Genomic DNA, 18,943 nt, shown 5'->3' on the forward strand with positions numbered 1-18,943 from the left:
CGGGCGGGTTCGCCCTGTGCCAAATGCCATCATTAAACCGGAGCATGCACCATGCCGAAACAAACGACTTTGGCTGCCTCAGCCAGCATTTCGGGCATAGGCGTACACTCTGGTCGGCCAGCCAGCTTGCACTTCCATCCAGGCGCAGCCAATACAGGAATTGTTTTTCGTACACCTGAAGGTGTCGCACTCCAGGCCGTTTCAAAGAATGTCGGTGCAACATCGCTGGCGACGGTGCTGGGCGACATGTCAGGCGTCTTCGTGGCGACGATCGAACACCTTATGGCGGCGATTTCAGGCATGGGCATCGATAATCTGACCATCGACATAGACGGGCGCGAAGTGCCGATACTTGATGGTTCCGCCCTCTGTTTCGTCGAACTATTCGACGAAACAGGTCTTGCGCAGCTTGATGCGCCGCGCCGGGCTTTGCGCGTGCTTAAAGACGTGCGTGTCGAAAAGAACGACAGTTTCGGCGAATTCATGCCGTATGACGGGCGACGTTTCGAGATTGAGATTGACTTCGCTTCGCCTGCCATCGGGCGCCAGTCCTTCGCCGCTGATCTGACACCGGAGATTTTCCGCGTGGAGATCGCTTCGGCACGCACCTTCGGTTTTGCAGCCGATGTCGAGAAATTGCGGGAAGGCGGCTTTGCGCTTGGTTCCTCCCTTGAAAACAGTGTTGGTATCGGTGCCGACAACGACATCCTCAATCCGGAGGGACTGCGTTTTCCTGATGAGTTCGTTCGCCACAAGACGCTCGACGCGATCGGCGATCTTGCCTTGTCCGGCCTTCCGATCATCGGTTGCTTCCGCTCCTACAAAGGCGGACATGCCCTCAATGCGGCTGCGCTTGGTGCGTTGATAGCCGATTCGTCCGCCTTCGAACTCGTCGATAATGCCAATATTCCGAAGGGTAGCGCGGAGGTATCGGTCGATTTGGGACCATCTTCCTGAGTAAAGATGGCACGATTTTGCTTTGCCACAAAAATGCGGTAATGCGAGGCAATGTGATTGCCGAATAAACGATGTTATGTTTAATGCGATGCGTCGTTTCTTTAAGAATTCTGACGGCAGAGGGAATTGTCGAGTGATGAGCAGCGTTTTCGCAATGAACAAGGGCCGTCGTGGTCGTCTGGCTTTGACTGCATCGCTTCTGGCTGCTGCAGCACTGCTTTCCGCCTGCCAGACCGAGAAGGATCTCGATCTATCGTCCTATGTCGAAACGACCGAGCCTGCTGATGTGCTTTATAATCAGGCCCTCGCTAATCTGAATGCAGGTCGCCTCAACGAAGCATCCAAGAAATTCCAGGCGCTCGATCGCCAGCATCCTTACTCCGAATATGCGCGTCGTGCGCTCGTCATGAACGCGTTCACCAGCTATCGCATGGGCAAGTATGAGGACGCGATCGGCACCGCCAAGCGTTATCTTACGCTCTATTCGAACAATGAAGACGCAGCCTACGCGCAATATATCATCGGACTTTCCTATCATAAGCAGATCCAGGACGTGACGCGCGACCAGCGTGAATCTCGCCAGACCATCGCTGCCATGGAAGAGTTGGTCCAGCGCTGGCCGGATTCCGAATATGTCGCCGACGCGCAGGCCAAGATCCGCTTCGCGCGCGACCAGCTAGCCGGCAAGGAAATGCAGGTCGGCCGCTATTATCAGGAACGACGCGAATATATCGCCGCCGTCAAGCGCTTCCGTACCGTCGTTGAGCAATATTCAAACACGCGCCACATTGAAGAGGCGCTCGCCCGGCTCGTCGAATCTTATTATGCGATGGGCCTGACATCGGAAGCCCAGACGGCAGCGGCCGTTCTCGGACACAATTATCCCGACAGTCAGTGGTACAAGGATTCCTTCAAGCTGCTTCAGTCGAACGGATTGGAGCCGCGTGAAAACGCCGGGTCGTGGATTTCCAAGGCCGGCAAACTGTTCGGAGCCTGATCACCATCCATGCTCGCCCATCTTTCGATCCGCGACATTGTTCTGATTGAAAGACTGGACATCGATTTTCAGTCTGGTCTCTCGGTGCTGACGGGCGAAACCGGCGCCGGCAAATCCATCCTGCTCGATTCCCTCGCGCTCGCTCTCGGCGGGCGCGGCGACGCTTCTTTGGTGCGTCACGGCGCCAGTCAGGGGCAGGTGACTGCCGTATTCGACGTGCCGATGAATCATGGCGCGCGGAAGCTTCTTTCCGAAAACGAAATTGAACATGATGGCGATATTATTCTGCGCCGCGTTCAATCGGCCGACGGTCGCACACGGGTGTTTGTCAACGATCAGGCGGCAAGCGTTGCGTTGATGCGCGAGCTTGGTCGCCATCTGGTCGAAATTCATGGCCAGCATGATGATCGTGCGCTGGTTGATGCCAGCGCTCATCGCATGTTGCTCGACGCTTTCGGCGCCTATCGTGCCGACGTATTTGCCGTGTCCGAGGCTTTCCGCCATTACCGTGAAACTGCTTCGGCCCTGACCCGTCATCGCAAGAAAGTCGAGGAAGCAGCGCGTGAAGCCGACTATCTGCGAGCTTGCGTTGCCGAACTTGCAGAGCTGGCGCCCATTTCAGGTGAGGAGGAAGAGCTTGCTGAAGAGCGAGCCGCTATGATGCGCGCTGAAAAGACCGCTTCCGACATTCAGGACGCGCAGGAAGTTCTCTCGGGCCATGCATCGCCCGTTCCAGCACTTGCCAGCCTGCTGCGTCGCTTGCAGCGTAAAGTGGAGGAGGCGCCGGAGCTGCTTGGCGAGATGGTCGAGTCGCTCGATTCCGCTCTCATTGCCCTGGATACAGCGCAGTCGGCCGTCGATGTGGCGATGCGCGCCAGCGAGTTTGATCCGCAGCGGCTCGAAAAAGCCGAGGAACGTCTGTTTGCCTTGCGTGCGGCAGCCCGCAAGCATTCCGTTCAGGTCGAGGAACTTGCTGCATTACGCACCAGGATGGAAAGTGATCTTGCCGATCTCGATGCTGGCGAAGAGCGCCTGGGCAAACTGGAAGCGGAAGCACGAGAAGCCAAGCGCGCCTATGATGAGAAGGCAGCGAAGCTTTCCGCCCTGCGCCGCGCGACGGCTGCCCAGATCGAAACTGCTGTCATGGCGGAGCTGCCTGCTCTTAAACTCGAGCGCGCCCGCTTCATCGTCGAGATCGCGACCGACCCCCAAAACCGGCAGGAAGAGGGTATCGATACGGTCGAGTTCTGGGTGCAGACCAATCCCGGCACCCGTCCAGGGCCGATGATGAAGGTAGCCTCCGGCGGCGAACTATCGCGCTTTTTGCTGGCGCTGAAAGTGGCGCTGGCCGATCGCGGCTCAGCCCCTACGCTTGTATTCGACGAAATCGATACCGGCGTCGGCGGAGCGGTGGCCGACGCCATCGGGGCGCGTCTGGCGCGTTTGTCGGAAAGTGTCCAGGTGCTTTCGGTGACGCACGCTCCACAAGTCGCCGCGCGCGCTTCCAGGCACTACCTTATCTCCAAGGCAGGCAATGCGGAAAAGGTCACCACCGGCGTTGCCGTCATGGATCGTGCGCAGCGTCAGGAAGAGATCGCGCGTATGCTTTCCGGTGCATCGGTTACCGACGAGGCGAGAGCTGCCGCCGAGCGGCTTCTGAGCGCCGAGGGCGTTTGACCTTATTCGCTCAGGTGACGTTCAGAGCTGATTCTGTAATTCCGCGGAAAGGTGTTTGCGTTCGCGGGAGCGTGTGATCTGACGGGTAAAGGCGGTAACCGCCCGCAGCTTTAACGCATCGCTTCGCTCTTCAATATGGAATTCACGCGAGGCGCCGATCAGCAGATCCTCGGAGCCATAGACGCCCAGGATTACGAATTCGATGAAGCTCGTGTCTTTTGCAAGCTTTGAGCCTTCGAATTTCTTTTCCTTGCAGCAGGCACGCGCTGCATAATCAAGAATACCGCCATATGCACCCATGTCGACCATCGTGCCGGGCGGCAATGGCCCTTGTCTCGTAAGTCTCTGCCAGCCTGTAGCGTCGCCGGATTGGCGAATATCCTCGGCATCCGTGATATAGGCTCGGTGTTCTTTGCCGTCGGCCATGATACGAACGAGTACGCTTTGAATATAAATCGGATCGCGACTCATGTTGGTGACGAGACAGCGTGATTGCAGCCCGTCACCTTCACCGCGATTGATAAGCATCATCGGTTTGACCTGGCGCTGATGGCTGACCATGAAGATATGCAGATAAACGCCCCAGATCAGCAACGTGCCGAGACTTGCAAACGCAGATATGACCGGTGCGTAAGTTGACAGCCATTCATTCATCGTCGTTCCTTCTCATTGGTGGGGGTGCTGTTACCGGTAGGCGGAGGACCATGTACCCCACCTGCGCAACCGCGCTGACGGGCTTCTGGTTTCAAAAGAGGACTGTCTGGCGCAGGCGCGGGCCGCTATTGCGTGGATGGATTTCTCGCCCTTGCCGGAGCGGGCGAAAATATTTCGCAATAGTTTCAAAGGAAAAGGCGGGAAGATCCTGCCTTCATCCCGTCGTTCATGCGCCGATTTATCCCACACCCCGCAGCCTGGCTTATTATCGTCCTCAGCACTTCTCGAGGGGCTCTGGTCTGCGCAGACGGATCTTGAGGGAAGGGCCGCTGGCGTACGCCGCTACTGCATGGGCTTCACGCACCCATGCCTTGAGCGGGACCAACGTACGGGACGCAAGCGGGTGACCGCGTCCGGCACCTTTTCCCAGGTCAGAGCGGGGAAAGGAAACGCTTCATCGTTCAGGCATGAGCGAAAGGGGGCAGCCGGATGAATAAAAGCGGCGCCGTCGGGCACGAGAGGTGCTTGCTCCCTTGCAGCGAACATGAGGCCTGTCTCACGACTTCCTCATCCATCCGCATACCGAGACGGGCTTCATGTCCCCCTCGCATTCATCGCCAAACATGGGAAGCCGGATGCTTTCCAGGGATTGGCGATCACCTCCTGGCCTTTCTCCCTCGCGCGGAAATCCGCTGCGGGGCAAAGCTGCTGCTTTCGGTCGAACACATCCGTCCTGGTTTCAACACAGTCGGGGAAGGCACGTCAGCGCTTGTTCCCGTCCCGTCGCCTTTAGGCTAATCTCTCCGCCGGAATCGCATGAGAAAAAGGCGCGCACGAACATGGCCCAGTCGCTGAAACCCGTTGAAGAGCTGACAGTCGAAGAGGCCCGTGCCGAGCTGGAACGGCTGGCCGAGGAAATCGCGCATCATAACGAACTCTATCATAGCAAGGATGCGCCTGAAATATCGGATGCCGAGTTCGATATTCTGGTGAAGCGCAATGCGGCAATCGAAGCGCATTATCCGGAATTGCAGCGCGAGGATTCTCCGTCGCAACAGGTTGGCGCCGTACCGTCCTCGGCATTCGGCAAGGTGCAGCATGTGCGCCCAATGCTTTCACTCGACAATACGTTTTCGGATGAAGACGTACGCGATTTTGCGGCTTCCGTCTGCCGGTTCCTCAACGTCTCGCAAATCCCCGAATTTACTGCGGAGCCGAAGATCGACGGTTTATCGCTGTCGCTGCGTTATGAAAACGGCAAGCTCTTGACTGCCGCAACGCGCGGCGATGGCTCGACCGGAGAAAACGTGACGCAGAACGTGCTGACGATTGATGACATTCCCGCTCATCTCGAAGGGAACTTCCCGCAGGTGGTGGAAGTGCGCGGCGAAGTTTATATGGCCCGCGATGATTTCATGAAGCTCAATGAACGTATGGCTGCATCAGGGCGCGTCTTCGCCAATCCCCGTAATGCGGCGGCTGGCAGCCTCCGCCAGCTCGATCCCGAAATCACGCGGTCGCGTCCCCTGCGTTTTTTCGCATATGCCTGGGGCGACGCCTCCGAGCCGCTCGGCAAGACGCAATACGAGGTCGTGCAGCGGTTTCGCGACTGGGGCTTCACGGTCAACGAGGAAATGAAGCTTTGCAAGACGGTGGAAGAGGTGCTCGCTCATTACCACCTGATCGAAGAGAAGCGCGCCGAACTTCCTTATGACATTGATGGTGTGGTCTATAAGGTAAATGATCTTGCCTTGCAGGAACGCCTCGGCTTTCGTTCGCGCAGTCCGCGTTGGGCAACGGCGCACAAGTTCCCAGCAGAAAAGGCGATGACAGTCCTCACAGCGATCGATATCCAGGTGGGCCGCACCGGTGCCATGACGCCCGTGGCGCGGCTTGAACCGATCAATGTCGGCGGCGTGGTCGTTACCAATGCTACCTTGCACAATGAAGACTATATCAAGGGTATCGGCCTCAACGGCGAGCCCTTGCGTGAGGGACGGGACATTCGCGTCGGCGATACGGTCATCGTTCAACGGGCGGGCGATGTGATCCCGCAAATTCTCGACATTGTGCCGGAGAAGCGTGCGGCGCATTCGGAGCCTTATCAGTTCCCGCATGAGTGTCCGATCTGCGACTCGCAGGCGGTGCGCGAGGAAGGCGAAGCGGTGTGGCGCTGTACCGGTGGGCTGACCTGTGATGCACAAGCGGTGGAGCGCATGCGCCATTTCGTCTCCCGCAATGCCTTTGACATCGAGGGCTTGGGAGAAAAGCAGATTGATTATTTCTACCGCACAGACAATCCGGCTCTGAAGATCAAGGCGCCTGCCGATATCTTCACGCTTCGCAAGCGACAGGAAGCGCTTCCTGCAACGCTGGAAGGATCGATGCAAAAGCTCGAAAAAACCGAAGGCTACGGCCCGGTTTCTGCGAAAAAATTACTCGACGCCATCGATGGGCGGCGGGAGATTGCATTTTCACGCTTCCTTTTCGCGCTTGGCATCCGCCACATCGGCGAGACGAACGCGAAGCGCCTTGCGCGTGCGTATGGCAGCTTCGCCAAGTTGCGCGCAGCAGCGGAAGCCGCGCAAGCGCCGACCGACCCAAAAGACAAGGGCAACGAAACCTGGAACGATATACTTGCCGTTGAAGGCATTGGCTCGGTTGTTGCCGAGGCGCTCGTCGCTTTCTTCGCCGAGGAGCATAATCGTCAGGCTCTCGATGCTCTCCTCGCGGAGGTCACTCCGCTGGACGAAAAGCCGGCTGAGACCAGGCAGACGAATGTAACAGGCAAGACCATCGTCTTTACCGGATCGCTCGAACGCATGTCCAGAGACGAGGCAAAAGCTATGGCCGAACGTTTCGGAGCCAAGGTTTCGGGATCGGTATCGAAGAAGACGGATCTCGTGGTGGCGGGGCCGGGAGCCGGATCCAAGCTCAAGGCGGCAACAGAACTCGGCATAGACGTTATTTCGGAAGATGACTGGTTCACGCTGGTGGGCGAAGCATAAAGGGTGCTGGACCAAGCGATTAAGGCGGCTTCACATTGTGCTTCAGAGAAATTCATGTGACAGCTTGCGCCATGTGGCTCTAATCTCGGCAATCGCGCGTGGACAGAGCCGCAGCTTTAACGCAAGAGCAGATATCCAGTTCTAGGATGCATCGGAAACGAGGCATCCTTTTCGATACTATGAAGGCCATTCATGCGCTCGCCACAAGACGCAGCGACAGTCTCCGGAACGTCCGAAACACCTCTCCAGCAGTTTATGGCGGGCGTTCGCCTGTCATTGCCGCTCTGCATTTCCATCGCACCGTTCGGCGCGCTGTTCGGAGCACTTGCCGTCAGCCAGGGTTTGAGCGCAACGCATGCCGTTCTGATGAGTGGCCTGATCTATGCGGGTGCCAGCCAGATGGTTGGTATCGAATTGTTCAATGGCACAGTGCCGGCCTGGCTCATCGTGCTTTCCGTCTTTGCCGTCAATTTCCGGCATGTGCTTTATTCAGCAGCACTTGGCCCTGCCTTGGACAAGTGGCCCTTGTGGAAGCAGGCGCTGGGCTTCGGGCTTCTCGTTGATCCGCAATACGCAGAATCGGAAAAGAAGCGCGAGCGGGGCCTGCCCGTTACTTTCGCCTGGTATCTCGGTCTGGGCGGGACGATGTATGTGAATTGGGTCGTTGCCACCTGGCTTGGCACGCTAGTTGGCCGCAGCCTCCCCGATGCGCATACTTACGGACTGGATTACCTGCTCGCCATCTACTTCCTCACTATGGTGCTTGCCTTCCGGCATCGTCGTAACTGGGCGCCGGTAGTGCTGTGCAGCGGCGTCGTTTCAATGCTTGCCTACAATTGGGTGGGCTCTCCCTGGCATGTATCGATTGGCGCCATGGCAGGCATCATCCTTGCAGCCATGATGGCGCCGGCGAAGCAACAGAGAAAAATCCCGGAAGAGATTGTGCGGGAGAACTTGGCCGAAGAGGAGACGACGCTATGAACGAAGAAATGCGCCTGATCCTTATCATCCTTGCATCGGCAGTCGTCACCTACTTTACCCGCATTGGCGGGCACCTCGTTCTTTCGCGTTTCGACAAGGTTCACCCGCGTGTGCAGGCAGGGCTGGATGCCGTGCCGTCGGCAGTTCTGACAACGCTCGTTGCGCCCTCTCTGCTTACAGCAGGCATCGCGGAGTTGGCCGCCTTCGCGGTCGCGACCGTTGTGTCTATCCGGGTCGGGCTGCTGACCGCCGTGACCACGGCCTTGCTGACCTTGATCGTCCTGCGCCATCTCATAGGCTGATCCCGAAGAAGTGAAGCGTATTCATATTTCTTCGGTTCATCTTGAGTTATAAGCGTGCAGCCTTCCTCGTCTGTACATTTATAGTTTAGAGCTTTCGATTGTCACACTTCGTCCGCGCGCTCCTCTGCCTCTACGTCATTTCCCGTTTCATTCTGCCTTTGCCCTGGCCGCGCTGGGTGAAGCTCGGGCTTTCGGTCGTGTTGATGATCGTCTTTCAACACAGCTTCATCAGTCTTCTGGTTTTCGGCACGATGTTTTCGCCGGAGGTGCCGCGGGGCATGATGATTGCGGTTAACTGGCTGGCGGGGAGTATCCTGCTGCTGGCGGGTTTCCAGCTTGTTCTCGACCTTGGCCTTCTCGCACTTGCACTGTTCAGGCGCGGGCATTTCCTGGTTTCGGCAAAGCTGCGCTATGGTCTGGGCGTTGTCGCACTTGCACTCGCGGCTTTTGCCGTCAGCCAGGCGATCCGCGTGCCGCCGGTCAAGGAAATCGAGATCGCGATCAAGGATCTGCCGCGGGAATTCGACGGTTACCGTCTGATCCAGCTTACCGATCTGCATATAAGCCGGCTGTTTCAGGCTCCGTGGGTGGAAGAAACAGTGGCAAAAGCCAATGCGCAGGATGCAGATCTCATCGTCATCACCGGAGATCTCATTGACGGGACATTGCAGGCGCGACAGAAGGACGTAGCACCGCTTGCCAAGCTTAGTGCGAAGGATGGCGTTTTCGCCATTCCCGGCAATCATGAATATTATTTCGATCACGATACCTGGATGCGGCATTACCAGGAACTTGGCATGCACACTATCGCGAACGGCAATATCGTGCTTTCGCGCGGTGAGGCAAAGCTGGTTCTGGCGGGTGTCAATGATCTGGCCGCAACACGGTTTGACCGGCCGGGGCCGGATTTCGAGGCTGCATTTGCCGATCTGCCGCCAGGCGCCCCGGTAATCCTGCTCAATCACCAGCCGCGCGACGCAAGGCTCGGTGCAGAGAAGGGAGCGGCGCTACAACTTTCAGGCCACACGCATGGCGGAATGATCATAGGGTTTGACCGATTGATCGCCCGGTTCAACAACGGCTTCGTGTCGGGAATGTATGACGTTGATGGAATGCAGCTCTATGTCAACAATGGCACAGCGCTATGGATCGGCTTTGCACTGCGGCTCGGTGTACCTTCCGAGCTGACGGTCATCACTTTGCGGCGTCGCTGACAAAATGCTCGCCCGCATATTCGCTGGCGAGCATTTTTGGATCAAAACGGTGCGGTTGCTTGTTCAAGCCACGCGAGCGTTGCTGCATCTTCCGTGATCGCCGCGCCGATTTCGGAGCGTACGCGGGCATGATAAGCATTGAGCCAGTCAAGCTCGTGCTTCGCCAGCAAAGAAACGTCGATCAGGCGGCGATCGAAGGGCGCAAGAGTCAGAGTCTCGAAGCCGTGCATGGCAATATCGCCGCCCTCGAGCTGCTCGGCCTTCGTCACGACGATTAGATTCTCCAGGCGAATCCCGTAATGGCCGTTCTTGTAATAACCAGGTTCGTTGGAAAGGATCATGCCTGCCTTGAGCGGTTCGGTGCCAGTCTTGGCCAGACGCTGCGGCCCTTCATGCACAGAAAGGTAGGAACCCACACCGTGGCCGGTGCCGTGGGCAAAGTCTAGGCCATGTTGCCACAGCGCATGGCGGGCGAAAGCATCGAGATCGCAACCGCGTGTGCCGGACGGGAAGCGCGCGAGCGAAATGGCGATCAGCCCCTTGATAACCAGCGTATAGCGCTGGCGCATTTCGCCGGTGGGCTCACCAAGAATGATCGTGCGGGTGATATCGGTCGTGCCATCCTGGTATTGAGCGCCGGAATCGACAAGGAACAGCTCGTTCCTGACGACCTTTCGATTGGACGCGGTAGTAACGCGATAATGCATGATCGCGCCGTTCTCGCCAGCTCCGGCGATCGTATCGAAGGAGACGTCCTTGAGCGGCATCTGGAAACTTTCGCCGACGCTCGCACGGGTGCGCTCCAACTGCTCGACGATCTTGATTTCGTCTAGTGTTTCCGGGTCCTGCGCATCGAGCCAGGCCAAAAAGGTGGTGACAGCCACGCCATCGCGGCGGTGGGCGGCACGGCTTCCTTCAATTTCAGCGGCATTTTTGATGGCGCGGGGCAGACGGGCCGGATCAGGCATTTCGATCACTTCGCCGCCGGCCGCCTCGATGATGAGGCGAAGCTTTTCCGCAGCCAGAACCGGGTCCAGGGCTACTTTTGCGCCTTCTGCGGCAATCCGCGAAAGCGCTTCTTCGAGATCGCCGGGCGCACGGATCGAGCCGAGCTGGGTCAGATAGGCTTCCGTTTCACGTTCCAGCTTGCGCTTGTCGAGGAAGAGCAGCGGCTCTCCATCAGCTTTCAACACGGTAAAAGAGAGGGGAAGCGGTGTATGCGGAACGTCGGAACCGCGAATGTTGAAGGTCCAGGCGGTCGATGACGGGTCAGTCAACACCGCATGTGTTGCACCTTTGGCGCTGAGGGCCTTGCCCATGCGCGCGATCTTGTCGCGTGCGAGTTCTCCTGCGAAGGCTTCCGGCTGAATGGTGACAAGACCGAGCGGATGCGGTGGCTGGTCAGACCATATGGCGTCGATCGGGTTCTCATCGAGGGCTATCAACTCGACGCCGCTTGTGCGGGCGCCATTGCGCAAAGCGCGAATTTCGGAGATCGTGTGCAGCCACGGGTCGTAGGCGAGTTTTTTGCCCGACTGGCCGTTCTCAGCAAGCCACACATGCGGTGGCCTATCGACCAGGCTTTCGATGGTGAAGATCGTGCTGTCGGCCTGTTGCTGCGCTTGCAGCGTATAGCGGCCATCGACAAAAAGCTGGGCTGCATCCTGCCAGATCAGAGCCGCCCCCGCCGAGCCGGAGAAACTGGTAAGCCAACGCAGACGCTCAGAGCGATCGGCGACATATTCCCCCTGATGCTCATCGCCGCGTGGTACGATGAAACCATCGAGATTCTTTGAAGCTAGCCATTTGCGAAGCTTGGCGATGCGCGGTCCTTGCTGGGAACCATCGCTTTTCGCCTCAAATGACTGGAACATGCTTCTAACCCTCCAAATTTATCTGCTGGCTTTGTAGCGCAGCCGATTTCATCTGGCGAGATTCAACTCGCCTTCCTCACAGCTGTTCGTCACCTGCTTAAAGCAATGGCAGTGCAAAAAGAATGGGCTGCCGTGCAAAAAACGCACTTCTTATATAGGTCAGTAAAGCTTACCTTTATGGCGTGGCGGAAGGGCGAAAGCCTGAATGCCGGGAGGACATGAAAAGCAGTGCAATGACCGGATATTCCGGATTTGTTTTTCGCCAGCGGCGGCAGAGAGATGCGATAGGCGCATTTGCGACGGTGCTGGCATGATCCTCAGGAGAGCGACAATGGCAGCCAAGGCACGCAATTTCTTCTCAAGCGCAGTACATGCCCTGATGAACGCCCGCGAGCGTCAGGCAGAGCGCTATGTTCATGGTGCGCTTCTTAATCTGGATGATGCGACGCTTCGCTCCTATGGCTATAGCCGTAGTGACCTTTCCAAGCGTCCTGTGTCCTACATGATCTGATTTTCGCTTCGGCATTCCAGTCGAAGTTCAAAAGCGCCGCATGTCCGAGGGACGTGCGGCGCTTTTTTTGCGCTGGATCTTAAAGGTTCTGGCCGCCGGATACCTCGATACGCTGGCCGGTCATCCAGCCGGTTTCACCGGCCAGAAATGCTGCAATCGCGCCGCCGATGTCGTCGGGCAGTCCCGCGCGTCCCATGGCAACGGTGCTGGCAATATGGCGATTGAGATCCGGAATGTCGCGCACGGCGCCATCGCCGAAATCGGTTTCAGTTGCCCCGGGAGCGACTACATTGACGGCGATCCTGCGTGGTCCCAGCTCCTTGGCGAGATAGCGGGTGAGCGTCTCGACGCCTCCCTTCATCGTAGCGTACGCCGCATATCCGGGGAGTGAAAAGCGTGCTAGGCCGGAGGAGACGTTTAGAATGCGCCCGCCATCCTCGATCATTGGCGCAAGCGTCTGGGTCAGGAAGAATACGCCCTTCAGATGGACGTTGGCTAGCGTGTCGAACTCCTCTTCCGTCGTCTCGGCGAATGGCCTGAAGACGCCATGGCCAGCATTGTTGAGCAGAATATCGAAGTTCGAGCGACCCCATTCCTTTTGCAGGAGCTCGGCAAAGCTGCGCTGGAAGGATGCAAAGGTCGCTACCTTGCCCGTGTCGAGTTGAAGAGCTGCAGCTTTCCGACCTTCGGCGCGTATGGCGTCGACCACTTCCTGCGCCTTCTCGGCGTTGGTCTGGTAGGTAAGTACAATATCGATGCCTGCTCTCGCGAGATGAAGGGCAGAACTCTTGCCAAGCCCGCGGCTGGCGCCGGTAATCAATGCGATCGTCATTGGAGAATCCTTTCGTTCGGATGTTCCCACTATCTTCCATGCCAGCATATGATGCCTGCCGATTTCTCCGAGAGACTTGCACGATCCTCCAGTCGTGTGAATTTTTGACGCGTAGGCTTCGGGATTGGTATAAAAGGAGGAATGACGAACGCAAACCTTTCCCTGCTCGACCGTTGTCTCACTCTCGTGGGTGAAAAGCCTTACGTCGGCGTTCCTTTCGGCACCTGTATTGATGGCCTGACCATTGTGCGTTCGCACGAGCCCTCTGCCATAGAGCCTACGCTATACCAGCCCATGATCTGCCTGGTTCTCCAAGGGGCGAAAGAAATTATCTATGGAGATCGCAGCGTCCTGTTTTCGCAGGACGAGACGGCGATCGTCACGCACGAGGTCATAGCCCCCGCGCGTATCGTACGGGCGGAACCTGAAAAGCCTTATGTGGCCATCGCTGCGGTGCTTGACCTCGACATTCTGCGCTCACTCTATGCCGAGATCGAGCAACAGGAGATCGAAGCTGCGCAAGCCGTAGCTGCTGGCGCGGCAGGGCATGAGATGACCGACGTAATTCGCCGGTTGCTCGACATGGTCGACAAGCCGCTCGAGCGACGCGTGCTTCTCCAGTCAACCTGGCGCGAACTGCATTTTCGCGTGCTTCTTTCGCGGCATGGCGCAATGGCGCGCCAGCTGATGCGCCTCGACAGCACGGCAAGCCGTATTGCCAAGTCTATCACCCATATCCGCAATCATTGGGACGCGACTATCCGATTGGGAGAGCTTGCGCGCATCGCCGGCATGAGCGAGTCCAGTTTCCACGCTCATTTCCGCGAGGTCACGGCTACTTCGCCGCTGCAATATCAGAAGGCGCTGCGGCTGTTCGAAGCGCGGCGACGTCTGACACAAGGCAGCGAACCCGTTTCCTCCGTCGCTTTCGGAGTCGGTTACGAAAGTCCGACGCAGTTTAGTCGCGATTACCGCCGCGCCTATGGCATGGCACCTAGCGAAACGCGAGGATGAGCCGTTAGGGCGGGGGCAAGGAGTCACTTCCGCATCAGGAAAGAGACCCATTCGCCGCGGGGAAGGTTTTTCACTTCGGTGAAGCCAGCTCTTTCATAGGCGGAGCGGACGCCGTCGCCCTGGCGGTCGAGGATGCCGGAGAGGATGATATGACCCCCGGACGCGCTTTGCGCATAAAGTTCAGGAGCAAGGGCGGTGAGAGGGCCGGCCAGGATATTTGCCACAATCAGATCGAACGGACCTTTTTCAGTAAAGACCGGATGGCCGAAACCTTCCGCGGTGACGCAATCGACGTGAGAAGAGACGCCGTTGAGTGCCACATTTTCAGCAGCCACCTTCGTTGCGACCGGATCTATATCGGTTGCCAGGACGGGAATGTCGGAAATTTTCGCAATTGCGATGGCCAGGACGGCGCTGCCGGTTCCCAGATCGAGTGCGTTTCCGGGCCTGGCTTCATGCATGATCTCCCAGATGAGATCGAGGCACCCCGAGGTTGTGCCGTGGTGCCCTGTGCCGAAGGCCTGACCCGCTTCGATCTCTATGCCTATATCGCCTTCTTCCAGCTTGTCGCGATCATGCGCGCCATGGATGACGAAATTGCCGGCGCGGACAGGCTTCAGGCCTTCGAGCGAGAGCGTGACCCAATCTACGTCCGGCAGCACTTCGTGTTCGATCGCGAGGGCGTGGGTCGTTACGCTGGAGATTGCCTGCATGATCTTGGCTTCGGCATCGGCCGTATCGCCCAGCACATAGATGGAAAGCTCGTGGCGATCTTCCTCCTCGTCTATCTCGATGATTGCAACGGGAAGGCCGTCATCCTCGAAAATGGCTTCGATCGCCGCGTAGGCTGCCTTGGCCTGAGGGCCCTGCATCTCGAAATGCAGGCGGGTCTGGCGCGTATCGTCGGCGCTCATGGGGATTATCCTTTGGGGAAGATGAAAAATCAGCTGCCTTTTGCGACAAGACGCTGGAGCTTGGCAAGCGCCGTCTGCGTATTTTCTTCGTAGGCGATGGTGCCGAAGAAGTCGCCATTACCGTCCAGAAGGATGACAGAGGCGGTATGATCCATCGTGTAGTCGCCATCGTCGAGCGGGACCTTCTTGGAATAGATGCCATAAGCCTTGGTCATGGCCATGACGTCTTCCGGCTTGCCGGACAACCCGATGGTGCGCGCGGAGACGTTGGAGAGATAAAGCTTCATGACCTCTGGCGTATCACGTTCCGGATCAACCGTGACGAAGACGGTTTGCAGCTTTTCGGCGTCTGTCCCGAGTTGCTCTGCCAGGGCAGTCAGCTCGTAAAGCGTCGTCGGGCAAATCTGCGGACAATGGGTAAAACCGAAGAAGAGGGCCGATGGTTTGGTGTTGAGATCATCCTGCGTGAAAGGCTGGCCGTTCTGGTCGATCAAGGTGAAGGGCGCACCGTAGGAGGCGACCTGCGTGTTCTGCTGCATCCTGTACCATTGAAATGAAAGATAACCGACACCGGCGGCGATGAGGAAGAGCAGGGCAAACAGGATGGTGCGGATCATGGGAGAATTTCACACTCGAATTAGAAGCACCAGGAGAGGCCGTTTTCTGCCGCAACCAGAAAGATCTGCGCACCGTGCTCAAGCCAGCCGGCAAATGCAAATCCTGTCGCAGCGGCAAGAAGTACGGTGCCACCGGACAGAATGCAGACATGGATCAAGGTTAAACGCATGTAGTGAGTTTAAGGCCATGGGAATGCTACGCCAAGGGAAAAGCGTATGCGCGGCATCACGACGCTGTGCGCAAGGACGCTTCCATACTTGCTTTCATGGAAGGGGCGGGCCACGTGTTGGAAACAAGAGCGATTAGTTGCTGGAGAGCGTATATGCGTTGGTTTCTCGTTATGCCTATGCTTCTTGCGGGGGCGGTTCAGGCGCATGCCGAGGAGGTTGGCAAGGTTGGCGTCGACTGGCTCGGCAATGACATAGTAGTGGAGGCTTTCCATGATCCGCTCGTGCAGGGCGTGACGTGCCATGTCTCCTATTTCAATCGAGGGTTGATCGACCGATTTCAAAAAGGCAACTGGTTCGAAGATCCTTCCGACAGTTCGATTTCGTGCCGTCAAACCGGGCCGCTCGTCATAGGAGACATTGATCTTTCCAGGGATGGCGAGGAGGTGTTCCGCCAGGGACTGTCGCTGATCTGGAAGGAGCAGGTGGTGAATCGCATCTATGACAAGGCGAACAGGACGCTGATCTACCTTTCCCATTCGCGGCAGGTGCAGGACGGGTCGGCCAAGATGGGCGTGACGACCGTTCCCCTTTATGGCCAGACGGTCGAATGGATCAAGGATGAGCCGCAATGAGCGATGAGGATGACGAGCACAACGAAGCGCTCCGCTATCGCGATCCCGCACCCCGGTTTCATCCCACGGCCCAGTTGAAGCAATCGAAACTTGCACCTTATGTCGTGATAGGTGAGCGAGTGATCCTGCGGGATGTGACGGTCGGTACCTTCACCTATTTCGAGCGGCACGGCGAGGCGATTTATGCTGACATAGGCAAGTTCTGCTCGATTGCCGCCAATGTGCGGATCAATGCGCTCGAACATCCGATGGACCGGGTGACGACGCACAAAGTGAGTTATCGTCCGAACGAGTATTTCCGCTTTCTCCCGGTCGATCAGACGGTGCGGCAGCAACGGCAGGCAAAGCGTGTCACCATCGGTAACGACGTCTGGATCGGCCATGGTGCAGTGATCATGCCCGGCGTGACGATCGGCAATGGGGCAGTGGTGGGTGCCAATGCGGTGGTGACGAAGGATGTGGCGCCTTACGCCGTGGTGGCTGGTGTTCCCGCCAGAGTGCTGCGCCAGCGTTTTCCCCTCCAGATCGCACAACGGATCGAGGGAATGGCTTGGTGGGACTGGCCGAAGGAGAAACTCTTTGAAGCGATTGAGGATATGCAACACCTCGAAATCGAGCAGTTTCTGGAACGATGGGAAACGGTAATCGCACCTTGATGCAATTTCAGCGCCGGATAAAAAGCAGCCTCTCCCTTTACTGGGGTACAAGGGGATGGGGAGAGGCTGCAGTAAACCGCGTGGCGGCGCGGTGCAGTGCGGTACTGCGCTTATGGTTGTAATTTACAACTTAAGATTTGTAAATAGCGATCACCTACGGTTGTGAAATTTACCTATAGTGTCGCCTTCCGCACATTTTTCCTCTCACGAATAGTGGATTTCTGGAAAAGCGGTATTCCGTCCTATCGTGCCAATGCGAATGCGGGTTGCAGCTCTGATCTTGTCCGAACGGTTCCTTTGAGAAAACCGTTCGGTTGCCTATCCTGCAATTTTTTCGGGCGGCTCGGTCGATCCTGTCTTTGCAATCAAGCAGGAGCGGTGTCACCCTGATCCAGGGCGTCGATGTCCTTCACGGTATCATAGATGGCTTCGTTCAGGATGCCCTCGCGCTTGGCAACGATAGTTGGTACCAGCGCCTGACCCGCAACATTGACCGCAGTTCGGCCCATGTCGAGGATCGGATCGATGGCCAGCAATAGACCCACCCCTTCAAGCGGCAGACCGAGGGTCGAGAGGGTCAGCGTCAGCATGACGACTGCGCCTGTGAGGCCTGCGGTTGCGGCTGATCCAAGCACCGAAACGAAGACGATCAGCACATATTCCTGGATGCCGAGTGGCACGCCGAAGAACTGTGCGATGAAGATCGCCGAAATAGCTGGATAGATGGCGGCGCAGCCGTCCATCTTCGTGGTCGCACCCAGCGGCACGGAGAAGGCGGCATATTCGCGCGGCACGCCCAGGCTCTTTTCGGTTATGGTTTCCGTGACGGGCAGGGTGCCGATGGAGGAACGCGAGACGAAGGCGAGCTGGATCGCCGGCCATGCACCTGCAAAGAATCGCGCCGGCTTGAGCCCATGCGCAAGAAGGAGCACCGGGTAGACGACGAAGAGCACGAGGGCGAGGCCAATATAGATGGCCGCCGCATACCAGCCGAGTTGTGAAAGCGTGGTCCAGCCATATTGGTCGACGGCGCGGCCGAGCAGGCCGATGGTGCCGATCGGTGTCAGGCGGATGACCCACCAGAGGATCTTGCGCACAATGGCAAGAAGCGACTGGTTGAAGGCGAGGAAGGTTTCTGCCGCTTTACCGGCCTTGAGTGCTGCGACGCCGAAAGCGATAGAGACCACGAGAAGTTGCAGGACGTTGAAGTTCAGCGAGGTGCTGGCCGAACCATCCGTAATGCGCGTCGAGGCTTCAAGGCCAAGCACGTTGGCGGGGACGAGGCCTTTCAGGAAGTCCAGCCACGAGCCGGTGGATGCGGGCGCGCGGGCAGCAGTTTCAGTAATCGCGGTATTGAGGCCGGGTTGGATGACGAGGCCGAGTACGATGCCGATGACCACGGCAATGAGGGCAGTGATCGCAAACCAGAGCAGGGTCTGCCAGACCAGCTTGGCGGCGTTGGTCAGGTTCCGCAGATTAGCGATGGATGCGACGATGGCGGTGAAGATCAATGGGGGAACCAGCGCGCGCAGAAGCTGCACGAAGATGGTGCCGATAGTCTGCAAGGTGACCGACAGCCAGTTTGGATTACCCGCGACATCGGGGCCCATGTTGCGAGCGATGAGCCCAAGCAGAAGGCCGATGACCATTGCGGACAAGACCTGGAAGCCGAAGTTACGATAGAAAGGTTTATGGCTCGAAGGGGTGGGGGAAGGCGTTGCCTGTGACATGGCTAATTCTCTTTCCAATGCATAAAGCGAGGACGCTCGCAATTGCCTGCGCGCACCCTCGCTCCGATGGCTCAAGAATAAAGATATTCGTTTACGTTTTAAGAGATGCGCTTGCGTGAGAAATGCGCCGCAGAGGTTTTAGTTCTGCGCGACCTCTATTTACTGGAAATAAATTCCAAGTCAGCCACCATTTTCCAGCAAG

General features: G+C 57.6%; 18 protein-coding genes. 11 read left to right on the forward strand and 7 right to left on the reverse strand.

Annotated features, from left to right (window positions below):
• The first annotated feature begins 51 nt into the window (after positions 1-51).
• From lpxC to recN, 3 genes are all read left to right on the forward strand, one after another.
• Positions 52-957, forward strand: coding sequence for a UDP-3-O-acyl-N-acetylglucosamine deacetylase (gene lpxC / locus IE151_RS12390; protein WP_189490627.1), 906 nt, complete (start codon positions 52-54; stop codon positions 955-957).
• A gap of 154 nt (positions 958-1,111) precedes the next feature.
• Entirely contained in the window at positions 1,112-1,954 is an 843-nt protein-coding gene (locus tag IE151_RS12395; protein WP_382344735.1) for an outer membrane protein assembly factor BamD, read from the forward strand.
• Between the two features lie 9 nt (positions 1,955-1,963).
• Positions 1,964-3,631, forward strand: coding sequence for a DNA repair protein RecN (gene recN / locus IE151_RS12400; protein ID WP_189490631.1), 1,668 nt, complete (start codon positions 1,964-1,966; stop codon positions 3,629-3,631).
• A gap of 21 nt (positions 3,632-3,652) precedes the next feature.
• Here the strand turns inward: recN and IE151_RS12405 are convergent, their stop codons facing one another.
• The gene (locus tag IE151_RS12405) at positions 3,653-4,285 is read right to left on the reverse strand and encodes a hypothetical protein (protein ID WP_189490634.1); all 633 of its coding nucleotides are present in this window, start codon (positions 4,283-4,285) and stop codon (positions 3,653-3,655) included.
• A gap of 839 nt (positions 4,286-5,124) precedes the next feature.
• Between IE151_RS12405 and ligA the strand changes: the two genes are divergently transcribed.
• The 4 genes from ligA to IE151_RS12425 all read left to right on the forward strand — a co-directional run bounded on the left by ligA (position 5,125) and on the right by IE151_RS12425 (position 9,790).
• Positions 5,125-7,293 (forward strand): NAD-dependent DNA ligase LigA, encoded by a 2,169-nt coding sequence (gene ligA, locus IE151_RS12410; protein ID WP_189490636.1) that lies wholly within the window; start codon positions 5,125-5,127, stop codon positions 7,291-7,293.
• A 192-nt stretch (positions 7,294-7,485) separates the two neighbouring features.
• Complete coding sequence (locus IE151_RS12415; protein ID WP_382344728.1) at positions 7,486-8,274, forward strand: AzlC family ABC transporter permease; 789 nt, start codon at positions 7,486-7,488, stop codon at positions 8,272-8,274.
• Positions 8,271-8,576 (forward strand): AzlD family protein, encoded by a 306-nt coding sequence (locus IE151_RS12420; protein WP_244636738.1) that lies wholly within the window; start codon positions 8,271-8,273, stop codon positions 8,574-8,576. The genes IE151_RS12415 and IE151_RS12420 overlap by 4 nt, the downstream gene beginning before the upstream one ends.
• A 98-nt stretch (positions 8,577-8,674) precedes the next feature.
• The gene (locus tag IE151_RS12425) at positions 8,675-9,790 is read left to right on the forward strand and encodes a metallophosphoesterase (protein WP_244636739.1); all 1,116 of its coding nucleotides are present in this window, start codon (positions 8,675-8,677) and stop codon (positions 9,788-9,790) included.
• A 41-nt stretch (positions 9,791-9,831) separates the two neighbouring features.
• Here the strand turns inward: IE151_RS12425 and IE151_RS12430 are convergent, their stop codons facing one another.
• A complete protein-coding gene (locus IE151_RS12430; RefSeq protein ID WP_189490637.1) occupies positions 9,832-11,664 on the reverse strand; it encodes an aminopeptidase P family protein in 1,833 nt (610 codons plus the stop codon).
• A 331-nt stretch (positions 11,665-11,995) separates the two neighbouring features.
• Here IE151_RS12430 and IE151_RS12435 point away from each other — a divergent pair, with 331 nt between their 5' ends.
• A complete protein-coding gene (locus IE151_RS12435) occupies positions 11,996-12,175 on the forward strand; it encodes a hypothetical protein (RefSeq protein ID WP_189490639.1) in 180 nt (59 codons plus the stop codon).
• A gap of 79 nt (positions 12,176-12,254) precedes the next feature.
• On the opposite strand, the gene IE151_RS12440 is transcribed toward IE151_RS12435, so the two are convergent.
• Positions 12,255-13,007 carry an SDR family NAD(P)-dependent oxidoreductase gene (locus tag IE151_RS12440; protein WP_189490641.1) on the reverse strand — a complete coding sequence of 251 codons (753 nt, stop codon included), beginning with the start codon at positions 13,005-13,007 and terminating at the stop codon, positions 12,255-12,257.
• A 141-nt stretch (positions 13,008-13,148) separates the two neighbouring features.
• Here IE151_RS12440 and IE151_RS12445 point away from each other — a divergent pair, with 141 nt between their 5' ends.
• The gene (locus IE151_RS12445; protein ID WP_189490643.1) at positions 13,149-14,021 is read left to right on the forward strand and encodes an AraC family transcriptional regulator; all 873 of its coding nucleotides are present in this window, start codon (positions 13,149-13,151) and stop codon (positions 14,019-14,021) included.
• A gap of 23 nt (positions 14,022-14,044) precedes the next feature.
• On the opposite strand, the gene IE151_RS12450 is transcribed toward IE151_RS12445, so the two are convergent.
• The 3 genes from IE151_RS12450 to IE151_RS12460 are packed head-to-tail and all read right to left on the reverse strand — an operon-like array spanning position 14,045 to position 15,722.
• On the reverse strand, positions 14,045-14,935 hold the full coding sequence (locus tag IE151_RS12450) for a 50S ribosomal protein L11 methyltransferase (RefSeq protein WP_189490645.1): 891 nt from the start codon (positions 14,933-14,935) through the stop codon (positions 14,045-14,047).
• Between the two features lie 29 nt (positions 14,936-14,964).
• Positions 14,965-15,552, reverse strand: coding sequence for an SCO family protein (locus IE151_RS12455; RefSeq protein WP_189490646.1), 588 nt, complete (start codon positions 15,550-15,552; stop codon positions 14,965-14,967).
• A 20-nt stretch (positions 15,553-15,572) separates the two neighbouring features.
• Entirely contained in the window at positions 15,573-15,722 is a 150-nt protein-coding gene (locus IE151_RS12460; protein WP_189490648.1) for a hypothetical protein, read from the reverse strand.
• A gap of 153 nt (positions 15,723-15,875) precedes the next feature.
• On the opposite strand from IE151_RS12460, the gene IE151_RS12465 reads away from it, so the two are divergent.
• Complete coding sequence (locus tag IE151_RS12465) at positions 15,876-16,355, forward strand: CreA family protein (protein WP_189490650.1); 480 nt, start codon at positions 15,876-15,878, stop codon at positions 16,353-16,355.
• Positions 16,352-17,011, forward strand: coding sequence for a DapH/DapD/GlmU-related protein (locus tag IE151_RS12470; protein ID WP_189490652.1), 660 nt, complete (start codon positions 16,352-16,354; stop codon positions 17,009-17,011). Before IE151_RS12465 ends, IE151_RS12470 begins: the two co-directional genes overlap by 4 nt.
• Positions 17,012-17,376: 365 nt before the next feature.
• Here IE151_RS12470 and IE151_RS12475 read toward each other — a convergent pair whose 3' ends face one another.
• Complete coding sequence (locus tag IE151_RS12475) at positions 17,377-18,741, reverse strand: dicarboxylate/amino acid:cation symporter (protein WP_189490654.1); 1,365 nt, start codon at positions 18,739-18,741, stop codon at positions 17,377-17,379.
• Positions 18,742-18,943: the final 202 nt, after the last annotated feature.

The organism is Limoniibacter endophyticus (assembly GCF_014652835.1).
Taxonomy (GTDB): Bacteria; Pseudomonadota; Alphaproteobacteria; order Rhizobiales; family Rhizobiaceae; genus Limoniibacter; species Limoniibacter endophyticus.

What these genes read in the sequence shown, in the direction of transcription:
- IE151_RS12470 (WP_189490652.1), top strand. Translation starts at nt 16,352, where the DNA reads ATGAGCGATGAGGATGACGAGCACAACGAAGCGCTCCGCTATCGCGAT.
- lpxC (WP_189490627.1), top strand. Translation starts at nt 52, where the DNA reads ATGCCGAAACAAACGACTTTGGCTGCCTCAGCCAGCATTTCGGGCATA.
- IE151_RS12475 (WP_189490654.1), bottom strand. Translation starts at nt 18,741, where the DNA reads ATGTCACAGGCAACGCCTTCCCCCACCCCTTCGAGCCATAAACCTTTC.
- IE151_RS12460 (WP_189490648.1), bottom strand. Translation starts at nt 15,722, where the DNA reads ATGCGTTTAACCTTGATCCATGTCTGCATTCTGTCCGGTGGCACCGTA.
- IE151_RS12420 (WP_244636738.1), top strand. Translation starts at nt 8,271, where the DNA reads ATGAACGAAGAAATGCGCCTGATCCTTATCATCCTTGCATCGGCAGTC.
- IE151_RS12455 (WP_189490646.1), bottom strand. Translation starts at nt 15,552, where the DNA reads ATGATCCGCACCATCCTGTTTGCCCTGCTCTTCCTCATCGCCGCCGGT.
- IE151_RS12440 (WP_189490641.1), bottom strand. Translation starts at nt 13,007, where the DNA reads ATGACGATCGCATTGATTACCGGCGCCAGCCGCGGGCTTGGCAAGAGT.
- IE151_RS12395 (WP_382344735.1), top strand. Translation starts at nt 1,112, where the DNA reads ATGAACAAGGGCCGTCGTGGTCGTCTGGCTTTGACTGCATCGCTTCTG.
- IE151_RS12405 (WP_189490634.1), bottom strand. Translation starts at nt 4,285, where the DNA reads ATGAATGAATGGCTGTCAACTTACGCACCGGTCATATCTGCGTTTGCA.
- IE151_RS12415 (WP_382344728.1), top strand. Translation starts at nt 7,486, where the DNA reads ATGCGCTCGCCACAAGACGCAGCGACAGTCTCCGGAACGTCCGAAACA.
- IE151_RS12465 (WP_189490650.1), top strand. Translation starts at nt 15,876, where the DNA reads ATGCGTTGGTTTCTCGTTATGCCTATGCTTCTTGCGGGGGCGGTTCAG.
- recN (WP_189490631.1), top strand. Translation starts at nt 1,964, where the DNA reads ATGCTCGCCCATCTTTCGATCCGCGACATTGTTCTGATTGAAAGACTG.
- IE151_RS12430 (WP_189490637.1), bottom strand. Translation starts at nt 11,664, where the DNA reads ATGTTCCAGTCATTTGAGGCGAAAAGCGATGGTTCCCAGCAAGGACCG.
- ligA (WP_189490636.1), top strand. Translation starts at nt 5,125, where the DNA reads ATGGCCCAGTCGCTGAAACCCGTTGAAGAGCTGACAGTCGAAGAGGCC.
- IE151_RS12445 (WP_189490643.1), top strand. Translation starts at nt 13,149, where the DNA reads ATGACGAACGCAAACCTTTCCCTGCTCGACCGTTGTCTCACTCTCGTG.
- IE151_RS12435 (WP_189490639.1), top strand. Translation starts at nt 11,996, where the DNA reads ATGGCAGCCAAGGCACGCAATTTCTTCTCAAGCGCAGTACATGCCCTG.
- IE151_RS12450 (WP_189490645.1), bottom strand. Translation starts at nt 14,935, where the DNA reads ATGAGCGCCGACGATACGCGCCAGACCCGCCTGCATTTCGAGATGCAG.